14 protein-coding genes are annotated in these 19,302 nt (G+C 62.1%); 7 read left to right on the top strand and 7 right to left on the bottom strand.

From position 1 onward, the window contains the following. The first annotated feature begins 48 nt into the window (after positions 1-48). A complete protein-coding gene (ligD, locus tag OKW98_RS20715) occupies positions 49-2,724 on the top strand; it encodes a DNA ligase D (protein WP_265386449.1) in 2,676 nt (891 codons plus the stop codon). A gap of 9 nt (positions 2,725-2,733) precedes the next feature. On the opposite strand, the gene OKW98_RS20710 is transcribed toward ligD, so the two are convergent. Next, entirely contained in the window at positions 2,734-3,657 is a 924-nt protein-coding gene (locus tag OKW98_RS20710) for an AraC family transcriptional regulator (protein WP_265386448.1), read from the bottom strand. Between the two features lie 112 nt (positions 3,658-3,769). Between OKW98_RS20710 and OKW98_RS20705 the strand changes: the two genes are divergently transcribed. After that, positions 3,770-4,111, top strand: a complete 342-nt coding sequence (locus tag OKW98_RS20705) for a carboxymuconolactone decarboxylase family protein (protein ID WP_237252403.1) — start codon at positions 3,770-3,772, stop codon at positions 4,109-4,111. Positions 4,112-4,762: 651 nt separating this feature from the next. Here the strand turns inward: OKW98_RS20705 and OKW98_RS20700 are convergent. Continuing rightward, positions 4,763-5,098 (bottom strand): hypothetical protein, encoded by a 336-nt coding sequence (locus OKW98_RS20700; protein WP_265386447.1) that lies wholly within the window; start codon positions 5,096-5,098, stop codon positions 4,763-4,765. A gap of 158 nt (positions 5,099-5,256) precedes the next feature. Between OKW98_RS20700 and OKW98_RS20695 the strand changes: the two genes are divergently transcribed. Beyond that, the gene (locus tag OKW98_RS20695; protein WP_265386446.1) at positions 5,257-6,228 is read left to right on the top strand and encodes an aldo/keto reductase; all 972 of its coding nucleotides are present in this window, start codon (positions 5,257-5,259) and stop codon (positions 6,226-6,228) included. A 53-nt stretch (positions 6,229-6,281) separates the two neighbouring features. On the opposite strand, the gene OKW98_RS20690 is transcribed toward OKW98_RS20695, so the two are convergent. The 5 genes from OKW98_RS20690 to OKW98_RS20670 form a co-directional block, all read right to left on the bottom strand. After that, positions 6,282-7,358 (bottom strand): nucleoside hydrolase, encoded by a 1,077-nt coding sequence (locus OKW98_RS20690; protein ID WP_265386445.1) that lies wholly within the window; start codon positions 7,356-7,358, stop codon positions 6,282-6,284. A gap of 153 nt (positions 7,359-7,511) precedes the next feature. Next, on the bottom strand, positions 7,512-8,825 hold the full coding sequence (locus OKW98_RS20685) for an MFS transporter (protein ID WP_265386444.1): 1,314 nt from the start codon (positions 8,823-8,825) through the stop codon (positions 7,512-7,514). A 147-nt stretch (positions 8,826-8,972) separates the two neighbouring features. After that, entirely contained in the window at positions 8,973-9,620 is a 648-nt protein-coding gene (locus OKW98_RS20680; RefSeq protein WP_265386443.1) for an N-carbamoylsarcosine amidohydrolase, read from the bottom strand. 247 nt (positions 9,621-9,867) lie between these two features. After that, complete coding sequence (locus tag OKW98_RS20675) at positions 9,868-10,686, bottom strand: alpha/beta fold hydrolase (protein ID WP_265386442.1); 819 nt, start codon at positions 10,684-10,686, stop codon at positions 9,868-9,870. Beyond that, entirely contained in the window at positions 10,683-11,831 is a 1,149-nt protein-coding gene (locus tag OKW98_RS20670; protein WP_265386441.1) for an FAD-dependent monooxygenase, read from the bottom strand. The genes OKW98_RS20675 and OKW98_RS20670 overlap by 4 nt, the downstream gene beginning before the upstream one ends. Positions 11,832-12,190: 359 nt before the next feature. Between OKW98_RS20670 and OKW98_RS20665 the strand changes: the two genes are divergently transcribed. The 4 genes from OKW98_RS20665 to OKW98_RS20650 all read left to right on the top strand — a co-directional run bounded on the left by OKW98_RS20665 (position 12,191) and on the right by OKW98_RS20650 (position 18,457). Further along, positions 12,191-13,240, top strand: coding sequence for a 2,5-dihydroxypyridine 5,6-dioxygenase (locus tag OKW98_RS20665; RefSeq protein WP_265386440.1), 1,050 nt, complete (start codon positions 12,191-12,193; stop codon positions 13,238-13,240). Positions 13,241-13,474: 234 nt separating this feature from the next. Beyond that, on the top strand, positions 13,475-13,933 hold the full coding sequence (locus OKW98_RS20660; RefSeq protein ID WP_265386439.1) for a MarR family winged helix-turn-helix transcriptional regulator: 459 nt from the start codon (positions 13,475-13,477) through the stop codon (positions 13,931-13,933). Positions 13,934-14,360: 427 nt separating this feature from the next. Next, entirely contained in the window at positions 14,361-14,879 is a 519-nt protein-coding gene (locus OKW98_RS20655; RefSeq protein WP_265386438.1) for a (2Fe-2S)-binding protein, read from the top strand. Continuing rightward, positions 14,876-18,457, top strand: coding sequence for a molybdopterin cofactor-binding domain-containing protein (locus OKW98_RS20650; protein WP_265386437.1), 3,582 nt, complete (start codon positions 14,876-14,878; stop codon positions 18,455-18,457). Before OKW98_RS20655 ends, OKW98_RS20650 begins: the two co-directional genes overlap by 4 nt. The last annotated feature ends 845 nt before the right edge of the window (positions 18,458-19,302 follow it).

Below are 19,302 nucleotides of genomic sequence, written 5' to 3'. Positions count from 1 at the left end.
TTTTAGCGTTAAAAGATGCACCGTTCCAATGCGCAGAGGTTCATCGTCATGACAAAACCTGTGAGTGAATACACCCGCAAGCGCAACTTCGATGTCACGTCCGAGCCGCCGGAAAGCGAGGGCAAGACGCGAAGCAAGAAAGGCAAGGCGCTGAGTTTCGTCATTCACAAGCACGATGCGCGCAATCTGCACTACGACTTTCGCCTTGAGCTGGATGGCACGCTGAAAAGCTGGGCGGTGCCGAAGGGGCCGAGCCTGGACCCGAAAAACAAGCGCCTGGCGGTGCACGTCGAAGACCACCCCCTCGGCTACGGCACCTTTGAGGGCAGCATTCCCGAGGGCGAATACGGCGCCGGCGACGTGATCGTCTGGGATCGCGGCATCTGGCAGCCCCACGGCGATCCGCAAGAGACCTACAAGGCAGGCAAGCTCAAATTCACCCTGATCGGCGAAAAGCTTACCGGCGACTGGGCGTTGGTGCGGACCCGTTTGCCGGGTAACAGCAACAAGGAACAGTGGCTGTTGATCAAGGAAAAGGACGATGCCGTGCGCTCGGGCGAGGAATACGACATCGTCGTCGACAAGCCGGCAAGCGTGGTCAGTGGCGCGACGGTGGGCGAGGCAGGCAAGCCGGCCAGGAACGCCAAACGTAAATCGGCGGCGTCTGAACCCGTCGCTGAAACCTCGGCCGGGAAGAAGCCCGCAAAAAAGCCAGTGGAAAAGAAATCCAGGACGCCTTCGCCCAAAAAGAGCGGCGTGCCGGCCAAGCTCTCACCGCAGTTGGCGACGCTGATGGACGCTCCGCCCGAAGGCAAATGGCTCTATGAAATCAAGTACGACGGCTATCGGATCCTGACCCGCATCATCGAGGGCGAGGTGAGGTTTTTCACCCGCAATGGCAATGACTGGACCGATCGATTGCCGCTGCAGGCCAAGGCCGTTGGCGACCTGAAACTGGACAACACCTGGCTGGACGGCGAAGTCGTGGTGCTCAACGACGCCGGGTTGCCGGATTTTCAGGCGTTGCAGAATGCGTTCGACATCGACCGCAGCATGGACATTATCTATTACCTGTTTGACGTGCCTTTCCTGAATGGGGAAGACCTGCGCGAAACGCCCGTCGAAGACCGCCGCGCCGCCCTGAAGAAAGTGCTGGGGCGACAGAAAAAGGGCCTGCTGCGGTTCTCCGAAGCCTTCTCCGCCGGCCATCGCGACATCATCGAAAGCGCGAGTCTGATGTCCCTTGAAGGGGTGATCGGCAAGCGTGCCGGCAGCGTGTATCAGTCCAGCCGTAATGCCGACTGGATCAAGCTCAAGTGCAAGCTGCGGCAGGAGTTCGTCATTGCCGGCTTCACCAAACCCCAGGGCGCGCGCAATGGGTTTGGCGCGCTGTTGCTGGCGGTGAACGAGGAGGGCGCGGGTCTGGTGTATGCCGGTCGGGTCGGCACCGGGTTCAATCAGCAAATGCTCGGCGACTTGCTCGAGCAGATGAAACCGCTGGAACAGGACGCATCGCCGCTGGCGAAAAAAGTGACGAGCGCTCAGGCGCGCGGCGTGCACTGGATAAAACCGACATTGGTGGCGGAAGTCGAGTTCGGCGAATGGACCCGCGACGGCATCGTTCGTCATTCGGCGTTTGTCTCGTTGCGCAGCGACAAGCCGGCCAGCGAGGTAGTCCACGAATACCCCAGGACGCCGAAAGACATCAAGGCGCCGTTCAAGCCCCGTGGCGCGAAGGCCGCAGCGCCCGCCAGGAAGTCCGCGGCCAGCGACAATGCCGCAGCCGAGAAACCCAAGCCGGGCAGCAAACGTGCAGGTAAAGACCGCATCGAAGTGGCCGGCGTGATGGTCAGCCATCCCGAACGGGTGATCGACGCCGAAAGCGGTCTGCACAAGATTGAGCTGGCGCAGTATTACGAGTCAGTGGCTGACTGGATTTTGCCGCACCTCGACCATCGGCCCGTGGCGCTGTTGCGTTGCCCCGAGGGCGTGGAAGGCGAGCAGTTTTTCCAGAAGCATTCCGAGCGCATGGCGATCCCCAACATCAAGCAGCTGGACCCCAAACTCGACCCCGGCCACGCGCGTTTGATGGAGATCGACAGCGTCAAGGCGCTGGTCGGTGCGGCGCAGATGGGCACCATCGAACTGCACACCTGGGGCGCGACCTACGATCAGATCGAGCTGCCGGACCACTTCGTCCTCGATCTCGACCCGGACGATCAGTTGCCTTGGCGCAGCATGATCGAAGCCACGCAACTGACGTTGTCGACCCTCGACGAGTTGGGCCTGGATGCGTACGTCAAGACCAGTGGCGGCAAAGGCATGCACATCGTTGTGCCGCTGGCGCGCCGGGCTGATTGGGAGTCGGTCAAAGCCTTCGCCAAGGCGCTGGCGCAATTCATGTCGCGGGAGTTGCCGGACCGATTCACCGCCACGTCCGGGCCGAAGAACCGGGTCGGCAAGATCTTCATCGATTATCTGCGTAACAGTCGGGGCGCCAGCACGGTCGTGGCCTATTCAGCGAGGGCGCGGCCGGGGTTGCCGGTGTCGGTGCCGATCAGCCGTGACGAGCTGACCGAGGTGAAGTCGTCAGCGCAGTGGAACATCGCCAACCTGCAGCAGCGGTTGCGCAAGCTGAAGGCGGATCCGTGGGCCGGTTACAAGCACAGCCAACGCTTGACCAAACCGATGTGGAAACGCCTGGGTGCCACGCCTCCGGCTTGAAGCCTTGGGTCAGTCTTCGATATCGCTGATCAGGCTGCGACGCAACTGACCGGGCGCCATGCCGTAGGTGTCCTTGAAGACTTTGCTGAAGGCTGCCTGGGATTGGTAACCGACCTGAGCGGCGATGTCGCTCAGGCCTTCTTTCGACCGACTCAACAACCCATAAGCCCGTTGCATGCGGACTTGGGTCAGCAGCGTCCACGGCGAGCTGCCGCTAAGTTTTGCGAAGGCGCGCATGAAGGTCGCCCGGGACATGCTCGCCAGCTCTGCCAAGGCGTCGACGTTCCAGTCATGGGCCGGGTTTTCCAGCATCGCTTGCCACGCCCGACCCAGGCGCTTGTCCGTCAGCAGCGCCAGGCTGCCCGTATGTTGCGGGGACTGGCGAAGGTGCTCCCGCAACACCAGGGTGAACAACGCCGAGGTCAGCGCGTTGACCATGAACTGGCCCCCCGCCAGGTTGGCGTCCGCTTCATTGCGCAACAGCGCGACCAATGCTGGCAACGGGTCGCCGCGGCCCAGCGCCTGGGTCGAGACGTTCAGATGACCGGGGAGGGACGAGAACAGCATCGCGTGGGGCTGATGGATGAAGCGGCCGCAGAGTAAATCCAGCTCCACCCCGTCGCCGAAGCGCTGCACCGGCAGTAAACCTGCGTCAGTCCCGCGCTGGGGCCGGGAAGGCGTCACGTGCTGGCCGGGGCTTAATAACAGGTGTTGGCTGCCTCGCGGCAGAACCAGAATGTCCCCGGCCGTCAGGGTCAATCGCTGTCGGTCGGCCAGCTCCACGTGGCAGTGGCCGGCCAGCACAATGTGGTAGGGCGAGGTGCCTGCAGGTTCCTGAGCATGGTCCAGGGCCCAGTCGCCCTGAAACTGGCAGCGCAGGTCGAGGCTGCCGCGGATGTCGGCGAGGGCGATGAGCGTATCGATGGCGTTCATAGGCGACTTTCGGACAAAAGAATGAGCCAAACGAGCAAGTCGCCGCGCCGTGCCTGGCGGAGACTGAAGATGTTCCGGCGCAGTTTAGTCGCCGCCCTCAGGAGACACCAACATGTTCAGCAACTGGCCCGATCTGGTTTCCACCATCAAGCAATCGTTTGGTGCGCTGTCCAAATCAAACCCGAAAATGGTCAAGGCCTACATGGCCCTTGGCGAAGCCGCTGCGGAAAACAACGTCCTCGACGCCAAGACCCGCGAGCTGATTTCCCTCGCCGTCGCGGTCACCACTCGCTGTGACGGATGCCTCGCCAGCCACGCCCAGGCCGCCATCGCTGCAGGCGCCACCCGCGAAGAAGTCGCCGCCGCCCTCGCCACCGCGATCTCGTTGAACGCCGGCGCCGCGTACATCTATTCGATGCACGCGCTGGAAGCCTATGACGCGCTGAAGCAGTGAGCTTCAGGCGTTAGAAATGCCGGAATTTCCAAAAGCAGAGATTCCGGCTGTTTCGGATGAGACGCGGACTTGTAGGCGCCGGATTGCTGGTGACGCTGTTCGCAATCATCGGGTTTCCGGGTTTACTCCCGCTGCGCGCCGCGTTGCGGGACAAGGCTCGCTCCTTGGCCGATTGGGCAGAGGCAGAGCGCGATCCAATCCGTTTCATGCTGCGACTTCAGACCTGCCGAGTGGACATCCAACGCGGATTACCAACAGAAACCCAGATTGATGGACGGCGCAAATCAACTGTAGGAGCGCGCTTGCCCGCGAATGCGGTCGGTCAGTCGCCTCCATACACCGAGAGGACGCATTGGCCAGCACGCCGGCTTCTAAAGGGTCGCGGAGGGTCAATTTTTCAGCGGCAACTGTGCCGACGCCTTCGCGGGCAAGCGCGCTCCTACACTGAGTTTTGCGGCGTGAGCGCAATCACAGTCCTACGCAAAATCGGCTTGTGGCAAACGCAAAATCAATAGGGCCGGCTTGCTGGCGAACCCATGGGGTGAGGCACTGCAACAGTGCCTCACCCACCGCGTTCGCCAGCAAGCCGGCTCCTACGGACCGAGTTTAAACCCGGAAGGTAGGCGTCAGTCGCACCGACGCTCCATCAGATTACTTCACCCCATCCGTCCGTTCGCCCACTTCCGCCGGATAAAACTCCCCCTCAAGCCCGGCGGTCAGCAGCCGTTCCCGTACGTGGGTTTCAACTTCCAGCACCTGATCCGGGTCGTCAATGTTGTCGAGCACCAGCCAGACCGGCATGACGTTCTGGCCATGGGTGCCTTCGCTGAGCATGTCGTGGGAGAAGACCTGATTGGCGCGCCACAGGCACAGTTCGTCCTCGCTGTGACCGGCTTCGCGGACGGCGGCGGGGGAGGTCAGCCAGATTTCGGTGTAGGGACGCAGGTCGGCGCCGGCGAGTTCGTTCAGGGTGATGACGGTTTTCATTTCGTGTCCTCCAGTGTTCAAGATGCAGTTGTGACGCATCAGGCTGACCAGCGTTCCCCCGATCTGCGCAGGTGGTCGTACCGACTTGAACCGACGGCGCACGCAAGGGGTCGATCAATCACTGTGCGCTCACGTCCGACCGACCCGGAGACACGCCCGTGACCGACCCACATCTGCTTACCCGCAGAAGACTGATCACCCTGGCGGCAGGTGCTTCCGCGGCGCTGGTATTGGACGCCGCCGTGCGCCGTGCGCAGGCATCCGCAGCCCCATCCACCGGCGCATTGCCCGGTCAAGCAGGAGAACGGAACATGCTCACCCGAGACATTCCATCCAGTGGCGAAGCCTTGCCGATGATCGGGCTTGGCACGTATCGCGGGTTCGACGTCGAGCCCGGCAGCGACGCGTACAAATTGCTGCCTGCGGTGGTGGACCAGCTTTTCCACGCCGGCGGCACGGTGATCGACAGCTCGCCGATGTACGGCCGCGCCGAGGAAACCACCGGCGAGTTGCTGTCGATCCATCAGCCGTCCTCGCCAGCGTTCCTGGCGACCAAGGTCTGGACCCGAGGACGTGACGAAGGCATCGCCCAGATGGAAGCTTCGTTTCGGCTGTTGCGGACCCAGCGCATTGACCTCATGCAGATCCATAATCTGCTCGACTGGAAAACCCACCTGCCGACGTTGCGTCAGTGGAAAGAGGAAGGGCGCATTCGCTACATCGGTCTGACGCACTACACCCCGTCGGCCTACGCCGAGGTGGAGGCCGCGCTGAAGGCCGAGGCGTTCGATTTTCTGCAGATCAACTACGCGCTGGACGATCGCTCGGTCGAAGCGCGGCTGCTGCCGCTGTGCCGTGAGCGAGGGGTGGCAGTGATCTGCAATCGGCCGTTTGGTGGCGGCGGTCTGCTGGGGCGCTTGCGCGACACGCCGCTGCCGGGCTGGGCGGGGGAAGTGCAGGCCAGGAGCTGGGCGCAACTGGCGTTGAAGTTTCTGATTTCACACCCGGCGGTGACGTGCGCGATCCCCGGTACGGGAAATCCGAAATACATGAAGGAAAACGCCGAGGCAGCCAGAGGGCCTTTGCTTACCGATGCCCAGCGCCAGCAGCTGATTGCCCTGATCGGCTGATCCTGCCTACCGCCGGTTGGGCCATTTCATATCATCGGCGCCAGCTGAGTCGATCAGCGTTTGACCGGCGCAGGCAAAGTGACCAGATTCACGTACGCGTCCCAGAACTTCTTCTGGTCCACGGCATACACCACTTTCGCCTTCTGCGTGCCGACGGGGGCGCCTTTCTTGTAGCCCATGGAGCGGCCGTAATCCGGTCCGAAGTGGGCGTCGACATCGACCCACAGGTCTTTGGACTCGGTGACCAGTTCCGGACGCACCAGGTACAGCGCGGGCAGGCTGTCCCAGGTGAAGCTGTGATGGTTCGGGTCCTTGTCGAACTCAGGCCCCAGCACCGTTTTGTACAGGTCGGGAATCACGCCTTTGCTGGCGACGATGCGCTGGTAGACCGAGGCGTCGAAGATGACCTTTTCGCAGACATCGTTGGGGAAAATCACGTGCTCGATGGGCGAGCGCAGGACGATTTTTGCGGCCTCGGGGTCGAACCACCAGTTGAATTCCGCCGCTGGCGTCGTGTTGCCGGGAATCTCGATGGCGCCGCCCATGTACACGATGCGCTTGATCAGCGGCACGATTTCCGGCGCGCTGCGAATCGCCAGAGCGATGTTGGTCAATGGGCCAACGGCCAGGAGGGTCACTTCGTGAGGGTTTTCCTTCACGCTGTCGACGATGAACTGCGCGGCGGATTTGCTGCGCAATGCAGTGTGCGTAGCAACCCCGTCCGGCGGCGAAACCAACTGTGAGGCCGAGGTCGGGCGCGGGGTCTTGAACGCCCCCGGCCAGCCAGCGCCGAACAGGGCTTTTTCCTGTTCATAGGTGGCGAAGTCGTGCAGCAGCGGGTATGCCGCGCCGGAGTACACGCCGATGTCCTTTTCCACGCCCATGCGCTCGACAGCCTTCAGCGCATCGACCTGCTCCTGATCCACCCACGCGTTGCCACTGACGAGGGTCATGCCCAACAGGTCGATGCGCTTTTGCGCGTGCAGTTGCGCCAGCATGATGAAGGCCTGGCCGTCGTCGTTGAGCACGTTGAAATCGGTGTCGAAGATGACCTTTTCCGCCGCGTGTAAAGAGGTCGCGGACAGTCCCAGCGTCAGGGCCAGGGCACAGCTTTTCACAAACGCCTGCATGAGCGGTTTCCACCGTTGTTATTGGAGAAATACAATTCCCATGTAGGAGCCGGCTTGCTGGCGAACCCGGTGGTTCAGTCAACATCTTATTCACTGAACCACCGGGTTTGCCAGCAAGCCAGCTCCTACAGGATCTACGTCCATCAGGGCGAATTATCTGTTCACCAACTTCGCCGGCAGCGCTACCACCAGCAGGCTGCTCAAAATCAGGCACCCGGCAAAGAACCACAACGCCCCGGCGCTGCTGCCGGTCACGTCGATGGCGATGCCCATCATCGAGTTGCTCACCAGGCCGGCGATGTTCGCCAGCGAGCAGGCGAGGGCGAAACCTGTCGCCGCTGCCCGGCCCTTGAGGAACGTCGCCGGCAGGCTGAAGAACACCGGCACCGCGCCAATGATCGCGGCTGAAGCGACGGCAAACAGCGCGACCGTCGCGACCAGGTTATGGGTGAAGAACGGACTGGCCGCCATCGCCACGGCGCCAATCCAGAAGGGCACGATGATGTGCCAGCGTCGTTCGCGACGGCGGTCGGAGCTGGCGCCGATCATCAGCATGCCGATCAGCGCCGCCACGCTGGGCAACGCGGTCAACACGCCGATGTGGAAGGTGTCGGTGACCCCGGCGTTCTTGATGAACGTCGGCATCCAGAAGCCCATCGCATAGGCGCTGAGCAGGATCGAGAAGTCGATGCCGCCGAGCATCCAGACCTTCAGATTGAAAAACCCGTCGCGAAAACTGTGCTTGCTGTCTTTGCCCTCGGCATCGTCCAGGCGCAGCTCGCCTTCCAGCAAGGCTTGTTCGGCGCTGTTCAGCCATTTGGCCTCTTTCGGATTATTCGGCAGCGCCCAGAACGTCATCACGCCGAGCAGCACGCTGGGAATGCCTTCGATCAAGAACAGCCACTGCCAGCCGCGCAGCCCGGCGGTCTGGTCGAAATGGCCCATGATCCAGCCCGACAGCGGGCCGCCGATGACGCTGGAAAGCGGCAGGCCGATCATGAACAGCGCGATGATGCGGCCACGGCGGTAGGTCGGGAACCAAGTGGTCAGGTAAAACAGCACGCCCGGTAGAAAGCCCGCTTCAGCGGCGCCGAGGAGAAACCGGAGCACATAGAACTGCGTCGGCGTGCTGACGAACAGCGTGCAGGACGACAGCAACCCCCAGGTGATCATGATCCGCGCGATCCAGATCTTCGCGCCGACCTTTTCCAGCACCAGGTTGCTCGGCACTTCGAACAGGATATAACCGACGAAGAACAGGCCAGCGCCGAGCCCGAACGCGGTCTCGCTGAAGTGCAACTGGTCGAGCATCTGCAGCTTGGCGAAGCCGATGTTGATGCGGTCCAGGTAAGCGGCCAGGTAGCAGAAACACAGGAAGGGGATGAGCTTCCAGGTGATCTTGCTGTACAGCGCTTTGATCGGGTCCGCGGCTAAGTTCGCGGAGGTTTCTACATTCGCAGAGGGCATGGGTGTCTCCTGGCGGTTCTTCGACCGGTGAGCGCGGCGGCTGATTTTGCCTGCGTTTGCGGTGTTGTCATATGGGGGGAGAAGCGGCAAGCGGTAAGCCTCAAGCTGCAAGAGGGGACCGCGCGCGCTTCACTTGCAACTTGTGGCTTACCGCGTGGAGCTCACGGCCAGCAATTGCGCTATGGCTTCCTGCTTGCCGACCACATCCCCGTACTTGCTGTCGATGTCGAACAGGTTCGCTTCATGGGGATCGGGATGTCGGTCGCCCACGCATTCGCGCACCACGATGGTCCGGAAACCATGCTGCACGGCATCCACCGCTGTCGCCCGGATGCAGCCGCTGGTGGAGCAACCGGCCAGCACGACGGTGTCGATCCCTTGAGCGTGCAGCATTGATGCCAGTGACGTGCCGAAGAACGAACTCGCGTACTGCTTGCTGATGACGACCTCTTCGGGCAATGGCTGCACCTCCGCGCAGAAAGCAGCCAGGGGATTGCCTTCGACCATGTCTTTCATCACCGGCGCTTTTTTCACCCACATGCCGCCGTCCGCGAAATGCGTGGGGTGGTAGCGGATGTTGGTGTGCACCACGAAGATGCCGTGTTCCCGTGCACAGGCCAGCAGCTCGACGCTTTCGGCCACGGCGCTGACCACCCCGGGCGCATATAACGGTGCACCGGGTTGGGTGTAGCCCTGCATGAAATCGATCATGAGGAGGGCCGGTTTCGCACCAAAACCGATGCGATTGCCCCAGACGCCCTGATAGTTGGCGTCCGCGCTTTGTGAGTCGGTCATTGCGTTCACCTCGGTCAATAGGGTTGAAGTCGATTTTGCGTCGCGCCGGATAAATATCTTGAACAGCCTCCGGGCCTGAGCACGGAGATGCTTGTCAACGCAGGACACCTGTAGGCGCGCGCTTGCCCGCGAAACGCGCCGGGTCAGTTGGCGGTGATGTGTCTGTAGCATCCCTTCGCGGGCAAGCGCGCTCCTACAGGTCCAGCACCTGACATAAATCCGGTTCAGGCCTGTTCGGTGATCTGCCTCAGGTCAGCGGCGTGCCCAGAAAATCCCCGAACGCGGCAAAGAACCCCGGCAGGTTGTCCCACGGGATCATGTGCCCGGCGTTTTCCACCCGCGCGATCAGCATGTTCGGTTGCAACTGTCGGATTTCGGCTTCGTCTTCCGCCTGAATCACACCCCCGCGCTCAGCGACGATGAGCAGGGCAGGGACCGGAAGGTTCGGCAGGTCCTGATGGAAATCCACGTCATGGAAGTCGTTGAAGGCGCGGACGATGGCGGGTTCGTAGCAGGTGTGCAGCCACTCGGCGCGCAACTGCAGTTGCTCCTCGGTCCAGGTTGCGCAAAACGCGCGCATGTCTTCGGCGCTCATGCCCTGCTGTGCCTGGCGGATCGAATCGACGTACCACGGCAGCTTGGCCGGGTATTCACGACGCCCCGGACCGGACACCGGCGGATCGATGAGCACCAGGCTTCTCAGCCCCTGGGGACAGCGAACCGAGACCCGAACGGCAAAGCGCGCGCCCATCGAGTGACCGGCCAGGTGATAGCTGTCGATGCCCATGACGGCGGCGAACGCACCGATGTCATCGGCGCAGGTGTCGACGCTGTAATCCAGATCCGGGCCGGAGGAAGAAAGCCCGCGACCGCGTGCATCCAGCACGTAGGTATCGAAATGCTGGCCCAGACGTTCGGCGACGAAACCCCAGGTGATCGCCGGGCTGGTGATGCCCGGAATCAGGATCAGCGCCGGTTTGCCGGAGTGTTTGTCGCCGCCGTAGCGCAGGTAATGCTGACGGATGCCGTTGGCCTGGACGTTGCCGCCGTGAATGAATGTGCTCACGCGGCCACCCCCGATTTCAGCTCCTGGCCGTAGAGGTCATAACCGTAAACCCAGGCCGGATCTTCCTGGGTGCGTAGCCAGGTGTTGGCGTTGGAAACCGCTTGCACGCGAGACGCGCGCTCCTTGCGATTGGCTTCGTACAGCTGGAACGCGGTGCGGTAATCGGTGAGGCCGGTTTCCTGCAGGCAGCGGGTGAGCATCGCGGCGTCTTCAATGGCCATGCCGGCGCCCTGGGCCATGTGCGGCTTCATCGGGTGGCAGGCATCGCCGAGCAAAACAAGGCGGCCGCGACTCCACAACGGCAGCGGATTACGGTTGAGCAGCGGCCACTTGGTCACGCTCTCGGTGGACTCGATCAGGGCCTGCACGGTGGGGTGGTAGCCGGCGAAAGCTTCGTACATTTCGTCCCGGCTGCTGTCGACCCAACTGCCCTCGAAATCCCACGCCGCATGGGGCACGCCGGTGACGTAGTAGTACTCATCGCGCTTGCCGGTGGTGTGATAAACCATCATGTGACGGTCCTCGCTCCACCACTTCACGCAGTTCTCGAAATTCAGGTTGTACTTGCTCAGCACCTCGCTGGGGATCAGCGCGCGGTGGGCGACCCAGCCGCTGTACAGGGGTTTTTCCTGGCCCAGCAGCTCTTCACGAATCTTCGAGTTGATGCCGTCGGCGCCGATCACGATGTCCGCATCGGCGTGGGTGCCGTCGGCAAAGTTCAGGCGCACGCCGTTGTCGCGCTCTTCAAGGGTGGTCAGGCATTTGCTGAAGTGCACGCTGCCCGGCGCCAGTGTCGACATTTGCAGCGCGTGCAGATCACCGCGGTGCACGGTGATGTAGGCCGCGCCGTATTCCTTGAGGGAGAACTCGCCCAGGGCGATGCGCGACAGGTAGTCGCCGGTCGCACCGTCGCGGCTGAACCAGAAATCCGGGTGCGAACCCATGTCGCTCAGCTGTTGCTCGATGCCCATGCGGCGGAAGATTTTCATGATGTTCGGGCCCATGTGGATCCCGGCACCGATGCGTGAAAACGCGGGGGACTGCTCGTAGATGTCGACGTGGAAACCGGCTTTCTGCAACAGCGTCGCAGCCGCAGCGCCTCCCAGACCGGATCCGACGATGGCGATTTTTTGCGTGGTTGGCATGGCGCGCATTCCTTCGTGTTCATGAGCTCTGGATGACAGGCGTTCTGGATGACGGCGAGGCGAGAGTGATCTGTCGCGTCGCTGGGTTTTTAAAGTGTATACGCTGATAATTTTAAAAGTGAACCGATATTTCCAGAAACGTCAGCCGACGTCGTAATCAGGCATGTCACTCTCTGTAACCCTTGTATGCAGGGATCTGTGTGGTCGGGTAACACTGTGGCGTGCCTATTGCAGCGGCGTCCGGATTGATGTCTTATCGCTTTTAATAAGTGTGTACGCTTTAAAAAATGCACTGGTCTGATGCGCGACGCCTTGCAATGGTGCATCTGGCTCGTCATCCGCCCCAGAGGAGAAAAGAGATGCCGGTTAGCGATTGCGAATTGACCCAGATGTTCGAGCACGTGCTGAAGCTGTCGAAAGTGGACTCGACCCAAAGCGTGGCGGTGCTCAAGAGCCACTACTCCGATGCGCGCACCGTGCGCGCTGCGATGGACGCCGCCCAACGCCTGGGCGCCAAGGTGTATGCGGTGGAGCTGCCGTCGTTCAATCACCCCAAAGCCATGGGCAATGACATGACTGCCTACTGCGGCGACACCGCGCTGACCGGCAACATCGCGGCGCAACGTGCCCTGGAGGCGGCTGATCTGATCGTCGACACCATGATGCTGCTGCACTCGCCGGAACAGGAGCAGATCCTCAAGACCGGCACGCGGATTTTGCTGGCGGTCGAGCCCCCGGAAGTGCTGGCGCGGATGCTGCCGACGGTGGCGGACAAGGAACGGGTGCTGGCCGCCGAACAGGTGCTGAAGGCGGCCCGGTCGATTCAAGTGAAGTCCCGCGCCGGCAGCGATTTCCGTGCGCAACTGGGGCAATACCCTTCCGTCACCGAATACGGTTTCGCCGACGAGCCGGGGCGTTGGGACCACTGGCCCAGCGGTTTTCTGTTCTCCTGGCCCAACGAAGAGACCGCCGAGGGCACCCTGGTCATTGATGTCGGCGACATCGTGCTGCCGTTCAAAACCTATTCCCGCGAGCAGATCACCCTGGAAATCGACAAGGGTTTTATCACCGGGATTCATGGCGGATTCGAAGCCGAGTACCTGCGCGAATACCTGAAGTACTTCAACGACCCGGAGGTCTACGGCATTTCCCACATCGGCTGGGGCCTGCAACCCCGCGCGCAGTGGACGGCCATGGGCCTGCACGACAAGAACGACGGCATGTGCATGGACGCCCGGGCGTTCTACGGCAATTTCCTGTTTTCTACAGGGCCGAATACCGAAGTCGGCGGCACCCGCAAAACCCCGTGCCACCTGGATATCCCGCTGCGCCGTTGTGACATTTATCTGGACGACCAGGCCGTGGTGCTGGCCGGCGAAGTGGTGGCGCCAGAGGCTTCAAAGGCCTGAGGCAAATTTCATCCCACCGCAGACCTGTAGGAGCGCGCTTGCCCGCGAGAGGTGTGTCAGACGACATTTACGTCACAGACCCACCGCGATCGCGGGCAAGCGCGCTCCTACATTGGAATCGGATGATCCAGCCAGTTGCGTCTCCCGATGGGGCTTTAGTAGCAGAAGATTCCCCTCAACCCCCGCAAACGTTACTGTAGCCACCACTTCCAGATCCTGCCGAACGAGCCATCCGTGTCCACTGACAACCCTTCCAATAACGATTCGTCCTACACGTTCTCCGAGCAGGTCGGCCATCTGCTGCGCAAGGCCTATCAGCGTCACTTGGCGATCTTCCAGCAAAATGTGGGCGATTCGCAGCTCACGGCGGTGCAGTTCGTGACGTTGTGCGCGCTGCGCGATCACGGCCCCAGTTCTCAAACCGAACTGGTCAAGGCGACGGCCGTGGATCAGGCCACCATTCGCGGCATCGTCGATCGCCTGAAAGCCCGGGACCTGATCAGCCTTGACCCGGACCCGCAGGATCGCCGCAAAGTCATCTGCAGCCTGACCGACAGCGGCCTGCAACGGGTGCAGGAAACCGTGCCCCGCGCCGCGCAGATCAGTGAGCTGACCCTGAGCAAACTCAACCCCGCCGAACGTGTGGCCGTGTTGTTTCTGCTGCGCAAACTGATTGATGAGGGCGACGAATAACGCCGCCTGACGCACACCTGTAAGAGCGCGCTTGCCCGCGATCGTGGCGTGTCAGCCGCTGGATGCTTTGACTGACCCACCGCCATCGCGGGCAAGCGCGCCCCTACATTTACATTGCCTTGCGCCCGAGGCCGCAGCGCCTGACACCGGATATCTCAATGTAGGAGCCGGCTTGCTGGCGAACTCACTCTGCCAGTCGCCACGGGTGTTTCTGATCCACCGCATTCGCGAGCAAGCTCACTCCTACGAAGGACCGTGCCAGATCCGAGTTTCTGCTGCGCAAACTGATCGACGAGGGCGATGACTAACGCCGCCTGACCCACCCCCAATGCTCCAACGTCCTACAGCCTTTTCTCCGCTGGCATGCTTCCTGCTCTCGTTTGATGAAGTAATCACTTCATCAAACGCAAGCTACAGCGGGTAACACATGAACGCGGACACCAGCGAGCGACAGCGGGCGGCGGAGAAGACCGTCACCCTGAACGTCAACGGTCAGGCCACGAGCGTCACGGCAATGCCTGACACGCCACTGTTACTGATCCTGCGCAACGACCTGCACCTCAATGGCCCCAAATACGGTTGCGGCCTGGGCGAGTGCGGCGCCTGCACGGTGATCATCGATGGCGTCGCCGCACGTTCCTGCGTGTTTCCGCTGGCCGGGGCGCAAGGGCGTGAGATCACCACGCTGGAAGGCATCGGCTCGCGGAATCGACCGCATCCGGTGCAGCAAGCCTTCATCGACGAGCAGGCCGCGCAATGCGGTTATTGCATGAACGGCATGATCATGACCGCCAAAGCTTTGCTCGACCGCAACCCGCACCCCACCGAAACGCAGATCCGCAACGAACTGTCGGCCAACCTGTGCCGCTGCGGCACGCACCTGGAAATCCTGAGTGCGGTCATGCGTGCCGCGCGTCATCAGCCCAGCCCGGATCCGGTCCAATGACCCAGACTTTGCCCACGCGCGATGAATTGCTCGCCCAAAATGGGGTGCTGTTGATCGTCGACGACATCCTGCCGCCGTCCGGTCCGGTGGCCAAAGGCGGCACGCCCACGGTCAGGCCCATGGAATTGGGGCTGTTCATCGCCATCGATCAGCACAGCCGCGTCTACGCCTTCAACGGCCATGTCGATCTGGGCACCGGCATCCGCACCTCGCTGACCCAGATCGTCGCCGAAGAGCTGGACCTGCAGATGGATCAGGTGACCATGATCCTCGGTGACACCGAGCGCGCGCCGAATCAGGGCGCGACCATCGCCAGCGCCACCTTGCAGATTTCCGCCATTCCGTTGCGCAACGCTGCCGCCGAGGCGCGGCGCTATCTGCTGCAACAGGCCGCGCAGCGCTGGGCGGTCGGTATGGATTCATTGGTCATTGAAAGCGGGGTGATCAAGGCTCAGGACGGGCGCGAACTGACCTTTGGCCAACTGCTGATTGATCAGCGTGTCGAACTGCGCATCACCGGCAACGCCCCACTCAAGCGGCTGGAGGACTACAAACTGGTAGGGCAGGGCGCCGCCCGCGTGGACATTCCGGGCAAGGCCACCGGCGAATTGACCTATGTGCACGACATGCGTTTGCCGGACATGCTCCACGGCCGCGTCGTACGTCCGCCCTACGCCGGTTATGACACGGGCGACTTCGTCGGCACCAGCCTCTTGGACGTGGACGAATCCTCCATCGCCCACATTCCCGGCATCGTCCGCGTGGTGGTGATCCGCGATTTCGTCGGCATCGTCGCGATGCGTGAAGAGCAGGCAGCCAAGGCGGCGCGCGAACTCAAGGTCACCTGGAAACCGTGGCAGCACAATCTGCCCGACATGAGCAATATCGAGCAGGCGATTCGCGACAACCCGAGCATTCAACGGGTGGTGCTCGATCAGGGCAATGTCGATGAGGCTTTGGCCCAGGCCAGCGAGCGGATGACGCGGACCTATCTGTGGCCCTACCAGATTCACGGCTCCATCGGACCGTCATGTGGGCTGGCGGACTACGGCGAAGAAGGCATTCGGGTCTGGTCCGGTACGCAGAACCCCCACATGCTGCGCGCCGATCTGGCCTGGCTGCTGGAATACCCCGAAGAGCGGATCGAGATCATCCGCATGGAAGCGGCCGGCTGTTACGGGCGCAATTGCGCTGACGATGTCTGCGCCGATGCAGTGTTGCTGTCCCGCGCCGTGGGCCGGCCGGTGCGCGTGCAACTGACTCGCGAGCAGGAGCATGCCTGGGAGCCGAAAGGCACCGCCCAGTTAATGGAAGTCGACGGCGGACTCAACGCCGATGGCGGTATCGCAGGCTATGACTTCAGTACTCGCTACCCGTCGAACAACTCGCCGACGCTGGCCCTGCTGCTGACCGGGCGCGTGGAACCGGTGGCGACGATGTTCGAAATGGGCGACCGCACCTCGATCCCGCCGTACGACATCGAACACATGCGCGTCACCGTTCACGACATGGCGCCGATTGTGCGGGCCTCGTGGATGCGCGGTGTGTCGGCACTTCCCAATACTTTCGCTCATGAGTCCTACATCGACGAGTTGGCGTTCGCCGCCGGCGTCGACCCTATCGAGTACCGGCTTCGTTATTTGCACGACGAGCGCGCCGCCGAACTGGTTCGCGCCACGGCTGCGCGGGCAGACTGGATGCCGCGCACCCAGCCGATGCAGATTCCGGAAGAAGAAGGGGTACTGCGCGGGCGCGGCTTTGCCTACGCGCGCTACATCCACAGCAAGTTTCCCGGCTTCGGCGCGGCGTGGGCGGCGTGGGTCGCGGACGTGGCGATCGACAAGCGCACCGGCGATGTGTCGGTGACTCGGGTTGTGATCGGCCATGACGCCGGCATGATGGTTAATCCGGCGGGCGTGCAGCATCAGATTCACGGCAACGTCATCCAGTCCACCAGCCGCGTGCTCAAAGAGCGGGTGACGTTCGAGGAGTCCACGGTGGCGAGCAAGGAGTGGGGTGGGTACCCGATTCTGACGTTCCCCGAAGTGCCGAAAGTCGACGTTCTGATGATGCCGCGCCAGGCAGAGCCGCCCATGGGCGCCGGGGAGTCAGCGTCGGTGCCGAGTGCGGCGGCCATTGCCAACGCCGTGTATGACGCGACCGGGATTCGCTTTCGCGAGCTGCCGATCACTGCCGAACGCATTCTTGCCGCGCTGAACGGCGCAGGGAATGAAGCCAACCACCACCCGCCGCAATGGCCGAAAGCCAAGCGCTCGAAGTGGCTGTTCGGTTCGCTGTTTGCAGCGTTCGGCGCGTTGCTGGGCATGGCCGCGACCGCGTTGCCCTGGCGCGCGGAGATCGCGCCGATCACACCGCCTTCAGCGGGCACCTGGTCATCGGCGACCCTGGAGCGCGGGCGTTTGCTGGCAGCGGTCGGCGACTGCGCGGTCTGTCATACCGCCCCGAATGGCGCCAGCAATGCCGGCGGGCTGGCGATGCAGACGCCGTTCGGCACTTTATACAGCAGCAACATCACCCCGGACCCGGAGACGGGCATTGGCAACTGGTCCTATCCGGCGTTCGAGCGGGCGATGCGTGACGGCATCAGTCGAGATGGCAAACACCTTTATCCGGCGTTTCCCTACACGGCCTTCAGAAATGTCGAGGACGCCGACATGCAGGCGCTCTACGCGTATCTGATGTCGCAGACGCCGGTCAAACAACTTCAGCCCGCCAATGACATGCGCTTCCCCTTCAATGTGCGGCCGCTGATGGCCGGCTGGAACGCGCTGTACCTGCGCAAAGGCGAGGTGCAGACCCAGCCGCAGCAAAGCGCGCAATGGAATCGCGGCCAGTATCTGGTCAATGGATTGGGGCATTGCGCCGCCTGCCATTCACCCCGGGATCTCTTGGGGGCGGAGAAGGGCGGCACGTCGTTTCTGGCGGGCGGCACGGTGGACGGCTGGGAAGCGCCGGCGCTCAACAGCCTGTCGAAAGCGCCGACGCCGTGGACCGAGGATCAGTTGTTCAACTACCTGAGCAGCGGGTATTCCGATGCCCACGGTGTGGCCGCTGGGCCGATGGGGCCGGTGGTATCGGAACTGGCGAAACTGCCGAAGAGCGACGTGCGGGCGATTGCGGTGTATCTGGCGGCGTTGAATGAGCCTGCGTCCGCCAGTGCTGAGATTCGTCCTGCGCCGGCTACGGTTTCGGTGGCTCAGCCCAGCGTTTCGCCCCAGTCATTGAGCAATGGCCAGCGGGTGTTCGAAGGCTCGTGCCAGGGTTGTCATGCCGACGGTGTGGGGCCGAAGCTGTTTGGCGTGAGCCCGTCGCTGGCGACCAATACCAACGTCCACAGCGCGCTGCCGGACAACCTGATCAAGGTGATTCAACAGGGCATCGACAAACCGGCGACGGCGGATCTGGGTTACATGCCGGGCTTCAAGGACAGCTTGTCCGACACCCAGATCAGCGACCTTGCCGCGTACCTGCGCAGTCGATTTGCACCGAATGAACCGCAGTGGACGGGGTTGTCAGAGAAAGTGGCGCATCTAAAAGCCAATCCCGGAACCCATTAGCGTCACCCCACACAAACAATCTGTGCACCAAGAATGTAAGGGGGCGCCGGCATCGACCTGTAGGCGCCGGCTTGCTGGCGAACCCGTCGTACCGGTCAACATCATCATCGCTGACCCACCGCATTCGCGGGCAAGCGCGCTCCTACAAAGTACGTGTACGCCCAAAATCTCGAACATTGCCGAGACCAACTGTAGGAGCGCGCTTGCCCGCGAAAAATATCAGCCAGCGACAGCCACGCGCCTGACCCACCGCATTCGCCAGCAAGCCGGCTCCCACAAATTACGCGTACGCCGAAAATTGCAGATGTTGCCGAGATCCATTGCGCACCCGCCGCAGGCCTCAGGCATTGCCGAGATCGACTGTAGGAGCCGGCTTGCTGGCGAACCCGTCTTACCGGTAAACATCATCATCACTGACCCACCGCATTCGCGGGCAAGCGCGCTCCTACAGAGTTCGTGTATGCCCAAAATCTCGAAGCTTGCCTAGATCAACTGTAGGAGCGCGCTTGCCCGCGAAAAATATCAGCCCATGACATCTATTCGCCTGACCCACCGCATTCGCCAGCAAGCCGGCTCCCACAGATTATGCGTACGCCGAAAATTGCAGATGTTGCCGAGATCCATTGCGCACCCGCCGCAGGCCTCAGGCATTGCCGAGATCGACTGTAGGAGCCGGCTTGCTGGCGAACCCGTCGTACCGGTCAACATCATCATCGCTGACCCACCGCATTCGCGGGCAAGCGCGCTCCTACAGAGTACGTGTATGCCCAAAATCTCGAACCTTGCCGAGATCAACTGTAGGAGCGCGCTTGCCCGCGAAAAATATCAGCCCATGACATCTATTC

Origin of the sequence: Pseudomonas sp. KU26590 (genome assembly GCF_026153515.1) — a bacterium.
In the GTDB taxonomy this organism is placed as follows: Bacteria; Pseudomonadota; Gammaproteobacteria; order Pseudomonadales; family Pseudomonadaceae; genus Aquipseudomonas.
Note: the sequence above shows the minus strand (reverse complement) of the source record. Positions and strands in the feature narration are given on the sequence as shown.

Excerpts from the sequence above, each read along its gene's own strand:
- OKW98_RS20690 (WP_265386445.1), bottom strand. The coding sequence starts at position 7,358 with ATGCAGGCGTTTGTGAAAAGCTGTGCCCTGGCCCTGACGCTGGGACTG.
- OKW98_RS20700 (WP_265386447.1), bottom strand. The coding sequence starts at position 5,098 with ATGAAAACCGTCATCACCCTGAACGAACTCGCCGGCGCCGACCTGCGT.
- OKW98_RS20705 (WP_237252403.1), top strand. The coding sequence starts at position 3,770 with ATGTTCAGCAACTGGCCCGATCTGGTTTCCACCATCAAGCAATCGTTT.
- OKW98_RS20710 (WP_265386448.1), bottom strand. The coding sequence starts at position 3,657 with ATGAACGCCATCGATACGCTCATCGCCCTCGCCGACATCCGCGGCAGC.
- OKW98_RS20670 (WP_265386441.1), bottom strand. The coding sequence starts at position 11,831 with ATGCCAACCACGCAAAAAATCGCCATCGTCGGATCCGGTCTGGGAGGC.
- OKW98_RS20685 (WP_265386444.1), bottom strand. The coding sequence starts at position 8,825 with ATGCCCTCTGCGAATGTAGAAACCTCCGCGAACTTAGCCGCGGACCCG.
- OKW98_RS20665 (WP_265386440.1), top strand. The coding sequence starts at position 12,191 with ATGCCGGTTAGCGATTGCGAATTGACCCAGATGTTCGAGCACGTGCTG.
- OKW98_RS20680 (WP_265386443.1), bottom strand. The coding sequence starts at position 9,620 with ATGACCGACTCACAAAGCGCGGACGCCAACTATCAGGGCGTCTGGGGC.
- OKW98_RS20650 (WP_265386437.1), top strand. The coding sequence starts at position 14,876 with ATGACCCAGACTTTGCCCACGCGCGATGAATTGCTCGCCCAAAATGGG.
- ligD (WP_265386449.1), top strand. The coding sequence starts at position 49 with ATGACAAAACCTGTGAGTGAATACACCCGCAAGCGCAACTTCGATGTC.
- OKW98_RS20655 (WP_265386438.1), top strand. The coding sequence starts at position 14,361 with ATGAACGCGGACACCAGCGAGCGACAGCGGGCGGCGGAGAAGACCGTC.